Source organism: Amycolatopsis sp. NPDC059657 (assembly GCF_042734395.1).
In the GTDB taxonomy this organism is placed as follows: Bacteria; Actinomycetota; Actinomycetes; order Mycobacteriales; family Pseudonocardiaceae; genus Amycolatopsis.
The window spans coordinates 48,209-58,346 of record NZ_JBHWEB010000059.1 but is presented as its reverse complement, the minus strand read 5'-3'; the positions used below and the strand labels follow the sequence as shown (position 1 = coordinate 58,346).

The 10,138-nt window shown below is 69.1% G+C and carries 8 protein-coding genes; 4 read left to right on the top strand and 4 right to left on the bottom strand.

What is annotated here, in order from left to right:
* Positions 1–49: 49 nt before the first annotated feature.
* Both ACFV15_RS28380 and ACFV15_RS28375 read right to left on the bottom strand, forming a co-directional pair.
* Entirely contained in the window at positions 50–1,861 is a 1,812-nt protein-coding gene (locus ACFV15_RS28380) for a M1 family metallopeptidase (protein WP_378353818.1), read from the bottom strand.
* A 105-nt stretch (positions 1,862–1,966) separates the two neighbouring features.
* The gene (locus ACFV15_RS28375; RefSeq protein ID WP_378353816.1) at positions 1,967–2,557 is read right to left on the bottom strand and encodes a TetR/AcrR family transcriptional regulator; all 591 of its coding nucleotides are present in this window, start codon (positions 2,555–2,557) and stop codon (positions 1,967–1,969) included.
* 74 nt (positions 2,558–2,631) lie between these two features.
* Here ACFV15_RS28375 and ACFV15_RS28370 point away from each other — a divergent pair, with 74 nt between their 5' ends.
* The 3 genes from ACFV15_RS28370 to ACFV15_RS28360 all read left to right on the top strand — a co-directional run bounded on the left by ACFV15_RS28370 (position 2,632) and on the right by ACFV15_RS28360 (position 5,908).
* Positions 2,632–3,522, top strand: coding sequence for an oxygenase MpaB family protein (locus ACFV15_RS28370; RefSeq protein ID WP_378353814.1), 891 nt, complete (start codon positions 2,632–2,634; stop codon positions 3,520–3,522).
* A 223-nt stretch (positions 3,523–3,745) separates the two neighbouring features.
* Entirely contained in the window at positions 3,746–4,930 is a 1,185-nt protein-coding gene (locus tag ACFV15_RS28365) for a hypothetical protein (protein ID WP_378353813.1), read from the top strand.
* A 147-nt stretch (positions 4,931–5,077) separates the two neighbouring features.
* The gene (locus ACFV15_RS28360; protein ID WP_378353811.1) at positions 5,078–5,908 is read left to right on the top strand and encodes a cyclase family protein; all 831 of its coding nucleotides are present in this window, start codon (positions 5,078–5,080) and stop codon (positions 5,906–5,908) included.
* A 144-nt stretch (positions 5,909–6,052) separates the two neighbouring features.
* Here ACFV15_RS28360 and ACFV15_RS28355 read toward each other — a convergent pair whose 3' ends face one another.
* Entirely contained in the window at positions 6,053–8,362 is a 2,310-nt protein-coding gene (locus ACFV15_RS28355) for a putative bifunctional diguanylate cyclase/phosphodiesterase (protein WP_378353809.1), read from the bottom strand.
* Positions 8,363–8,484: 122 nt separating this feature from the next.
* The gene (locus tag ACFV15_RS28350) at positions 8,485–9,648 is read right to left on the bottom strand and encodes a monodechloroaminopyrrolnitrin synthase PrnB family protein (RefSeq protein WP_378353807.1); all 1,164 of its coding nucleotides are present in this window, start codon (positions 9,646–9,648) and stop codon (positions 8,485–8,487) included.
* Between the two features lie 87 nt (positions 9,649–9,735).
* Here ACFV15_RS28350 and ACFV15_RS28345 point away from each other — a divergent pair, with 87 nt between their 5' ends.
* Positions 9,736–10,134: a DUF4440 domain-containing protein gene (locus tag ACFV15_RS28345; RefSeq protein WP_378353805.1), complete on the top strand. Its 399-nt coding sequence runs from the start codon at positions 9,736–9,738 to the stop codon at positions 10,132–10,134.
* The last annotated feature ends 4 nt before the right edge of the window (positions 10,135–10,138 follow it).

Genomic DNA, 10,138 nt, shown 5'->3' with positions numbered 1-10,138 from the left:
GTACCGCCGGTTAGAACCGGCCGTACCACTCACGACCCCAAACCGTGGCTCAGCCTTCGACTCGGTGGGACGCCCAGAAGGACGTCAGGTCGGTCGAGCCCGCCGCCGCCTGGGCCGCGGCCTTGAACTCGGCCGTGGTCGAGACGCCGTACCAGTGCGACTGCGCGTAAGTCTTGAGCAGGTTGGCCATCGCGGTGTCACCGATGAGCCGCCTCAAGTCGTGCAGGGTGCACTTGCCGTAGTTGTAGACCACCGTGGAATAGCGGGACGAATGCGCGTCCCAGTAGGCCATCGAGTTGGTCAGCTTCTCGGCACTGGACTGCCACGTGATGCCGCAGCCGCTTCCGGTCACGCCCCGGTAGAGGTCGGTGGCGTAGTCGGTGAAGCTCTCGTCGAGCCACGGCGAGGTGTACTCGTCGTCGCCCACGATGCCGTAGAACCACTGGTGCGCGATCTCGTGCGGCAGCGCGACATTCGACACGAGGTCCATCACGAAGCCGGGATACTCCATGCCGCCGAACCAGAAGTTGTTGTCCAGCACCACATCCAGCTCGGAGTACGGGTAGTCGCCGAACCGTCCTGAGTGGACGTCGAGCGAGTCCTTCGCGAGGTTGAGCATGGACGTCGCGTTGGCGGACGAGATACCGCTCGCCGAGTAGACGTTGACCTTGAAGCCCTTGTTCGAGGTGCCCGAGATCTTGGCGAACGGCCCGGCGCCCCACGCGAAGTCACGCACCTTGGCCGCGGTGGCGTGGGTGGTGGTCGTGCTGCCGCTGGTGGTCTCCGTCGAGGTGCCGGTCGCCGGGGTCAGCAGGCTGGTGGGGTGCACGAGCGTGACGTCGAAATCGCTGATCAGCGAGTAGAACGACTCGCCGTTGTTGGTGTAGGGATCGAGGTGCCAGCCTGCGCCGTCGCGCACCGCGAGCACCGGCAGCGCGTTGCCGATCATGTTGTACGGGCCGTCGTGGCCGAACCGGTCCGCGCCGCTGGGCACCACGATGCCCAGGTCGAAGCCGATCGTGGCGGACTGGTTCTGCGCCAGCGGAGCGGGCAGCGTGATCTTCAAGGCGGTGCAGTCGACGCTCAGCGGGGACGCCGTGCCGCCGGTGACGTTGGTGACCGTGATCGGCGTCGCCGGGCAGCTGCCGTGGTAGTTGTCCCACAGCCGGAGGTAGACCTCGGGCAGTGGCGTCGCGGAACCGTTGGTGAAGCTCGCCGTCTGGTGCCCGGTCCAGGTGTCGCCCGCGGTGTTCGAGGTCAGATTCACCGTGTACGCCGGATTGATCGGGGTGCGCGTGGTGTCAGGGGGAGTGCCGGTGCCGGTGGTGAGCGAGAAGTCGTCGAGTACGAAGTTGGTCACCAGGCTGGAATCTTCGGAGCCGGTGACCTTCAGCGTCACGGTCTGCCCGAGGTAGCGCGTCATGTCGACGGTGCGCAGCGCGTAGCCGGTGTTCTTGTCCAGATTGGAGTAACTGGCCAGAGTGTCCGATCCGGCCTGTACGACCAAAGTGTCGTATTTGGTGCTGGTGGTCGTTTCCTTGGTGTCGATATGCGCCCAATAGGTGAGCGTCGCCGAGGAACATCCGGTCGGCAGCGTGACCGACTGCGAGAGGGTGTCGGTGTGCGTGGTGCCACGGCCGCCGAGTTTCGCTTCCATGGTGCCGCCATGGGCCGGTTCGGCCGTCGTACCAGCGGTGATGACACCGGTGGTCTGCGTCCACGGCGCTGTGCCGCTTTCGAATCCGCCATTGCCGACGAGCTGGTCACCGCAGGCCGCCGCGTGGGCCGATGGCGTCAAGGCCGCTGCTCCCACCAGGCTCATGGCCAGTGTGAGCGCAGCAGAAAGTACCCTCGATCTCATGGGGTTGTCCTTCCTGGGCCCCGCGCCTCGGAGCCACGGACAGCGTCCCCTTTGCACGGGGGCCCAACAACCCGCCATGAGTATTGTTCCGGCGGCGCACCGTCCTCAGTGGACTCGCGGAGCGGTCAGCGCGGTCAGCGCGGCGACGAACCGGTCCGGCCGGAACCGGGCAGGGTCGGTGAGGACGAGCCGCGCGGCCATTTCGGCGAGTGTGACCATCGTGTGCGCGGCGATTTCGGGATCGAGCCAGTGCAACGTCGCGCGGGCGAAGTCTTCCGCGCGCGCGAGGGTGAGCGCGCGTGCCGACTCGCGCGCGGCGTGGAACTGCGCGGGCAGATCCGGCATCGGCATCACGACACAACGCCAGCGGTCGGGCGATTTCGCGACCACGTCGAGGAAATCGCGCAACAGCTGCGGCAGCAGGTTCGGCGCGGCGAGGTCACTCGGCATTATTTCGAGCACTTGGCGTAACGCCTGTTCCTGCTCTCGGCGCAATAGCGCGCTCAGTAAGGCGGCCCGGTTCTCGAAAACGCCGTAGACGACCGGCTTCGTGACGCCCGCGCGTTCGGCGACGGCCTCCATCGTCGCCGCGCTGTGCCCGGCCGTGACCACCAGTGCCAGCGCGGCGTCGAGCAGCTCGGTCCGGCGTTGCCCGGCCGGGATCCGAGCGGCGTAGGCCCGTCTTTTCGCGGTCAATCTCGCCTCCCTCTGGACAAAGCTACTCCACCGTAGCATATTACTACTCCTCGGTAGTAATTAGAGGAGACGCGATGACGCGCCAGGACTACGGCTTCTTCGGACCGGACTCGCCGACATGGAAGGTATGGACGGCACCCACCGCGCTGATCGGCTTCCAGCGGGCGGTGGTGCTCGAGCACTTCGACCCGTTCCTCACCGCCGCCGTCGCCGACCTGCGCGGGATCTACACCGACCCGGTCGGGCGGCTCGACCGCACACTCGCTTATTTCCTCACCGTCGCGGTCGCCGACAGCCCCACCGCGCTCGCGCTGTCCGAGCACCTGATGAAGGTGCACGCGGAAGCGACCGGCGTCGAACCGATCACCGGCAAGCGCTACAGCGCCAACAACCCGAAATCCCAGCTGTGGATCCATGTGACCGGCTGGCACTCGGTCCTCAAGTGCTACGAGCTGTACGGCCCCGGCCCGCTGTCACCCGAGGAGGAGGCCCGCTACTGGGCGGACTGCGTCCTCGCCGCGGAACTCCAGACCTGCAAGCCGCCGGACGTCCCGGCGTCCCGCGAAGCGGTGCGCGAGTACTTCGCGGCCGTCCGCCCGACGCTGTGCGTGACCGAACGCGCCCACGAGGGCATGCACTACCTGCTGCGCACCCCGCGTGCGCGGGGCAAGCTGCGGTTGTGGGCGATGAGCAGGCTGATGGCCCCGCTCACGATCGCCAGCCTGCCGAAGTGGATGCGCGTGCTCGGCGGCTTCGACCAGTTCGGTGTGGTCGACGTGGCCGTCCGTCCGGCCGCGCGTCTCGCGGTGTTCGCCGCCGGCCCGCCACGGGCCAGGCTCGCCGTCATCTCGGGCACTCTCCCGATGACCCATCGGGCACTACGCGAACACCTGCGTGACGAAACACCGGTGCGGCCCGAGGTCGTGACACCCTCGCAGGCCCGTTACCTCACCGAGGCGAGCTGAGCACACGCAGGCCGCTGCGGAGCACCGGGTGCTCGTCGGCCGGCACGACGGTCACGGTGTCGCGGGCAGGGCTCTGGATCATGTTCAGCACTTGAACACCATGCACCGGCGGGTGCCGGTCGCCGCGGCGTCACTCACACGACGTACATGCCGCGCAGTGGCCCCGCGGTGCGGGTAATAGTCGACCTTGATCGAATAGCCCCGCGTCGAGGGAGGTCCGGCCGTGACCAGGTCGGCAAGGAAGCTCGTGGTCATCGGCCTGTCCTGTCTGCTGTGGACGGTCGCGCCGCCTGCGCACGCCGGCGGGACCGCCCTGCTGCGGTTGAGCACGGCGCAGCGCGAGGTGCACGGCACCGGCGTGGACACGGTCGTCGACCTGAGCCTGCGCAACGACGGGCCCGCGACGGCCACCGACGTCCAGGTGACCGGGACGGTCAACGGCGAGCTGGCCTCGCTGGCCGCCGCGTCGGATCGATGGACCTGCACCGCCGAACTCACCCTGCAGGGCGGCAAGTTCTCCTGCCAGATCAAGGAGATCCCCGCCGACGTGACCGAAAACCTGGCCGTGCGCCTGCGGCCTGGCTCGCCGCGGCTGCCCAGGATCACGCTGGAGCCGGCACTCACCGCCACGAACCTCGACCCCGCCTCGGTGGTGCCGCCCGGCCGGATCCCGGTGCCGGTCCGCGGCACGCCCGGCGGGCTCGCCGGCACACAGAGCTCGCTGGTCAGCACGGCGACCCCGCAGGTGGCAGGCTGGCGGTCGATGACGCTGCCGATCACGCTGACCCAGTTCCCGGCGGCCGGCGGCTACCGGTTCGCGAGGCACTTCGGCTTCCTCGCCCGTGACGACTGGGCGTACCTGGCGGTGCAGCCGTACCCGGACGGCACGATGCACGCGCTGTTCTCCATTTTCGGTCCCGGCGTGGAACCGGCCGCTCCGGAGACCTGCCGGACCGGCACCGACGGTGTGGAAGGCGCGACCTGCGAGCTCGCCGGGTTACCCGCCGAGCGCGGGCATCGCTACGAGCTGACCGTCTCGCGCGGCGAGCCCGTCGACGGCAAGACGACCTGGCGTGGCTCCTTCCGTGACGCTTCGGCCGAGCCGGTGCGGGATCCGATCGCGATCGGCGCGTGGACGATCGACGCGGCGTCCGGCGATCTCAACAACACGCCAGGCTCGTTCATCGGGTACTACACCGACGGCGTGCTCTGCGCCGACCTGCCGCCGATCGACGTCACCTTCGGTGCGCCGCAAGCGGAATCGGCCACCGCGCGGACCATCGCGTCGGACGCGGGCGGCGCCTGCGAGCGGGACGACCGGTTCTGGGCGGAGACCTACGAAGACGGCGGCGCCCGCGTCAAACTCGGTCACGCGGCACCGGAGGTGGTCCCGGTTCCGGCCCGGTAGGAGGCCCCTTCGCAGATGGGGCAGTGCGCTACTCCGAATCGCCGCGTCTCGCCGTGTGATCCCCCGCAAAGCCTTGGGCAAGAGGGCAGCCGGGTGATATCACCGTCCAAGCCCGCCGCGCGGCGGGCTTGCTTGAAAGGTGATCGCATGCCGATGAGGCGAAGAGTGCTGGCCGCCGGGGTGGCGGGGTTGTTCGGCGCGTTGACGACCGGGCGTACCGCCGAGGCCACGGAGACCACGGCCCCGCCCGTCCGGCTTGACCAGCTCAACCTGGTCAACCTGTCGCACGTCAACGACCCGGCCACGACGAACGTGTTCCCAGGGGACCCGGCGTTCACGCTGGAGACCATCGCCACGATCCCGCGTGATGGCTACTACCTGCAGTTCGTCCGCGAAGGCGAGCACACCGGGACGCACTGGGGCGCGCCGGGCCACTTCAACACCGGCGAGCCGCTCGCCGACGAGATGGACCCCGCCGACCTGTTCCTGCCGGCCGTCAAGATCGACATCCGCGCCAAGGCCGCGCAGAACGCCGACTACGCGGTGACCATCGACGACCTGAAGGCATGGGAACGCAGCCACGGCCGCATCCCGGACGGCTCGATGGTCATCCTGTGGACCGGCTGGGACGCCAAGTGGGGCACGCCCGCGTTCCCCAACCTCGACGCGGACGGCGGCATCCACCAGCCCGGCTTCTCGATCCCGGCGGTCAAGTGGCTCATCGACACCGGCCGCATCGGCCGCCGCGGCGGCACGGGCACGGACACGTTCAGCCCTGACGTCGGCACCGACGAGACGTACACGGTGTCCAAGCTCGTCTACCAGCGGCACCGGATCAGCTTGGAGATACTGGCGAACCTGCGCGCGCTGCCGACCACCGGCGCCTGGGTACTCGCGGGCGGCCCGATCCATCGCCGCGGTGCCGGCTCGACCGCGACCATCTTCGGCGTGCTCCCACCCGGCCTCCAAGCCGAATGACCAGAGCTTTGTGAAGGCTCCCTTCACAAACCCAGGTTGTGAAGGGAGCCTTCATCCACTCAGGTTGGGTGAAGGCTCCCTTCACAGGGACCGGGCTGTGTGAAGGGAGCCTTCACACAGCCAGGGTCGGGTGAGAGGAGCCCTTTACCCAGGAAGGCTCGCCCGGGAAAGCCCCAGGTCGGCCAAGGGCGCCGGCCTCCCGAAGCGATACCCCTGCGCCATCGTGCAACCCGCGCGCGCGATCAGCTCGGCCTGCTCGGCCGTCTCGATGCCCTCCGCGACCACGGCGAGCTCCAGGTCCGCGCACAGCTCGACCAGCGAGCGGCACAAAGCCGCGTCGCGGGCCGGCTGGATGCCCGTCGTCAGCGCCCGGTCCAGCTTGATCAGGTCGACGGGCAGCGCGTGCAGCCAGGTCAGCGAGCTGTAGCCGGCTCCGAAATCGTCCAGCGCGACGCGGACGCCGAGTGCGCGCAGGCGCCGGATCGCTTCGGCGGCCGAGGTCAGGTCGAGGATCGGGATCGTCTCGGTGATCTCGACGACGAGCCGATACGCCGGGAGCCGGTAGCGGTGCAACGTGTCGCGGATGCTCTGTTCGAGCGAGGCCGTGCCGAGCCTGCTCGCGCCGACGTTGACGTGCACCGACAGGCCTGGTTCGAGTGCGGTGATCTCGCGGCAGGCGAGGTCGAGGACGAGTGTGTCCAGCTCGGCGCCGAGACCGGCGGCTTCGGCGGCGCGGACGAAGGTTTCCGGCGAGATCTCGGTGCCGTCAGGGGCGGTCCAGCGCGCGAGTGCCTCGACGGCCACCGGTGCCTCGTCCGCCAGCAGCACGATCGGCTGGAACGCGAGGCTGAAGCCCGCCGGGGTGCCGCCGCGTGCCTGCCGCAGCGCGGACGGGAAGTCGGGGGGACCGTCGTGGGAGGGGCGGTAGACGACGGTCGTGTCCTTGCCGAGCCGCTTGCCCGCGTACATCGAGGTGTCCGCGCGGCCGAGCAGCACGTCGGAGGTGATCAGCGGCTCGCCGGGGTCGGGCACGACCAGTCCCATGCTCGCGCGGACCGCGACCAGGGTTCCGTGCACCGCGAACGGACGGCGCAGCGCACCGCGGATCCGCTCCCCGACGGCCTCCGGCGCGTCGACCTCGCCTTCGAGCAGTATCGCGAACTCGTCGCCGCCGAGCCGGGCCACCGTGTCGGTCGACCGGACGCAGCCGAGCAGCCGCTGGCCGACCTCATGCAGCAGGATGTCGCCGCCCGCGTGCCCGAACCGGTCGTTGACCTCCTTGAAGTCGTCGAGGTCGACGAAGATCAGCACCAGTGCGCCTTCGCTGCGCGGCTCCTCGGCGACGGCCCGGTCGAGGCGGTCGGCGAACAGCGCCCGGTTGGCGAGCCCGGTCAACGGGTCGTGGAACGCCTGGTGCGCGAGCTGGCGCTGGCCTTCGTAAACGCGCACGAGCAATAGCCGGTTATCAAGCAGTGAAAGCAGCTGCCGGGCCAGCACCAGGAAGACGATCAGGAGCCCGACGCACACCTCGACCGCGTCCGGCCCGTCGCCGAACACCAGCTGCCCGGTGATCAGCAGCGCGACCGCCGTCACCGGCAGATAGGGCAGCGCGACCTGCCACCAGTCGACGCCGCTCTCCCCGTCCTCCTCACCGCGACGGCGGCCTGGCGACGCGAGCACCGCGTACGCGATGAACAGCGGTCCGAGCACGAACCCCGCGTCCGACCACGGCTTCATGCTCTGCGCGCCGATGCTGACGAGATACGCGAAGACGGCGTCCGAGCACGCCAGCGCGACGATGCCCGCCGCGAGCAGCAGCAGGTTCGCGCGGTAGGGCCGGTCCACCCGGTCGAACACCACCAGCAGCACCGCGATGACGACCACGACCAGGTCGGAGAGCGGGTACGAGATGGCCACCGCCCACGCCAGCGCGTCCGGCCCGGTGGAATGGACCAGCTGGCCGAGCGCCGCCGTCCAGATCAGCACGAACAGCGAGCCGGTCACCACGAGCCCGTCGAGCACCACGGTCATCCCGAAATGCGCGGTCCACTGTGACAGCTGACGGCGTTCGGAATGCGGCCGTTCCTTCGATCTCGCGAGCACGAACAGCGCCGCGATGGCGAACACCGGGAAGGTCAGATAGCCGACGTCGGCCGCCGACGGCGACGGCAGGCCCCGGCCGTCGACGAGCTGGTACCACGACCAGATGAACTGGCCGACCGACCAGCCCGCCATGCCGAACACGATCAGCAGCCGCCACCACCGCTGCGTCCCGCCGACCCGCCGTGCCACGATCCAGCCGCAGACCACCGCGGACAGCCCGGTGCCCAGCTGCAGCGCGTCGTCGACCCACTGCGCGAAGGTGTCGCCCCAGAACGCGAACCCGTTCAGGACCACCAGGCACGCCAAGACCACGATCAGCCCGATCGCCACCCGATACCGCCGGACAGTCATGGCACCTCACGTGGTCAAATTCGCCGGTCGGACTGAGGCACATTACCCCAAGCGGCGTTCGGCAACGTGAACGAAGCGAGCCGGTTCACCGGCTTCGGTGGCGGGTGTGGGTATAAGTACGGTCAGCTCGCGGACTGGAGCAGGGCTCGGACGCGGTCGAGCGTGGGCCGGGCCGTCGCGACGCCGGGGCGTTCGTGCGCCGCGCGCAGGTCACGCAGCCGCGCGAGCGTCTCGATGACCGCTTCCAGTGGTGGTCCGCTGGTCGTCATGTCGGCCTGGTGTTCCGGTGGGGCGTAGCCGGCGGGCTCCCGTAAGAACGGGGCGACGAGCTGGTTGTGGTGGAACACGGTCGCGGCGGCGTGTCCTCGGCAGGCGTCGAGCAGCAGCTCGGCGTTCTCCCGCAGCGGTGCCGATGGCGGACCGGCTTCGAGTTCTCGCACGACCATGTCCAATAAGGACTCGGTGGTCGCCAGGGAACGCAGGAGTTTCTGGTCTTTCGGTGCGACGTAAGGGTATTTCTCGGTGATCACCCCTTGATAGAAGGGATCGTGCGGTGAACACAGGCCGAGCAGCACGTCGATGGCGTTGATCGCGGCGAAGTCGCCCGCGTTCACGCCGCGGAACTCCCGCGAGCCGACACGATGGCTCTTGAAGTAAGGCCGGATGTTGTAGAAGAACCGGTCGCGGTCGAGTTCGCCCGCGAGTGCCTGGCTGAAGCGCAGTACATCGCGTAGCGCGGCCACGGCGTCCGTGAGGTGATAGGTCGCGAGCGGGCTCGACACACCCAGCGCGGGCACGCTGAGCAGCGCGTGCGCGGCGCGGCGGTACGCCATCACGGAAAGTCCGTTGTACAGCAGGAAAACGCGTTCGCTGTCCAGGGTGGTGAAGGTGGTGAGCGAGCCGCCGACGGACCGGTTGTGGATGTTCTGATGGGATGAGGCGAACCGCGGCGCCACCCCGAGCGGCGCGGCCAACGCCAGCGCGAGCGATGCGAACTGAGCCTGGTCGGGCTCGACCTCGTGGCGGCGGCAGGCGGCGAGGTAGAAGCCGACCATGCCCAGCAGCTCGTAGCGCGCGTCAGCGTTCTCGGGCAGCACCTTGCGCTCGGACACCTTGCTGATCAGCGATCCGCCGTCGCGCACGAGCACGGCGGTCAGCTCGTCCACCTCCGCACTGCCGCGCAGCACGAGTGCCTTCTCGGCGAAGTAGATCTCCTCGAGCTTGGTGTTGAGGTCGGTGAACTCGCCGCGGATCCACCGGTCCAGATCGTCGATCGCCTGTGTCATGGCTCCAGCTTGGGCCACCTATGGTCCACTCGCCAGTACCATTGGTGCCCCGCTTCGTTGGACCAAATGGTGGCCTAATCTCGGGGTATGGATGATCCGATCGCGGCCGAGGTGGTCCGCCAGCACGACCTGCTCGCCGCCTGGCTCGGCTCGCGAGCCGAGGAGACCGTGCTGGCCGACCTGCGCGCCGCCCACACGGACGACTTCACGCTGGTCACTGTCTCCGGTGAGGTGCTCGACCGCGAAACGCTGCTGACGGCGTTGGCGGGCGCGGCCTGCGCTCAGCCTGGACTGCGCATCGAGATCACCGAAGTCACCGTCGTCGCCCGGCTCGACGACGCCGTGCTGGTGCGCTTCCTCGAGTCGCACGTGCTGGGGGAGCAGCGGACGGCACGCCGGGTCAGCGCCTTGCTGCGCCCCGACGGCGACGCGCTGCGGTGGGCGTTTGTGCACGAGACCGCGGTGGGCCGAGTCCCGGAGCGCTGAGATA

Bases quoted from the DNA above. Each gene is read 5' to 3' on its own strand.
- ACFV15_RS28360 (WP_378353811.1), top strand. From the start codon at position 5,078: ATGCCGATGAGGCGAAGAGTGCTGGCCGCCGGGGTGGCGGGGTTGTTC.
- ACFV15_RS28380 (WP_378353818.1), bottom strand. From the start codon at position 1,861: ATGAGATCGAGGGTACTTTCTGCTGCGCTCACACTGGCCATGAGCCTG.
- ACFV15_RS28350 (WP_378353807.1), bottom strand. From the start codon at position 9,648: ATGACACAGGCGATCGACGATCTGGACCGGTGGATCCGCGGCGAGTTC.
- ACFV15_RS28370 (WP_378353814.1), top strand. From the start codon at position 2,632: ATGACGCGCCAGGACTACGGCTTCTTCGGACCGGACTCGCCGACATGG.
- ACFV15_RS28345 (WP_378353805.1), top strand. From the start codon at position 9,736: ATGGATGATCCGATCGCGGCCGAGGTGGTCCGCCAGCACGACCTGCTC.
- ACFV15_RS28355 (WP_378353809.1), bottom strand. From the start codon at position 8,362: ATGACTGTCCGGCGGTATCGGGTGGCGATCGGGCTGATCGTGGTCTTG.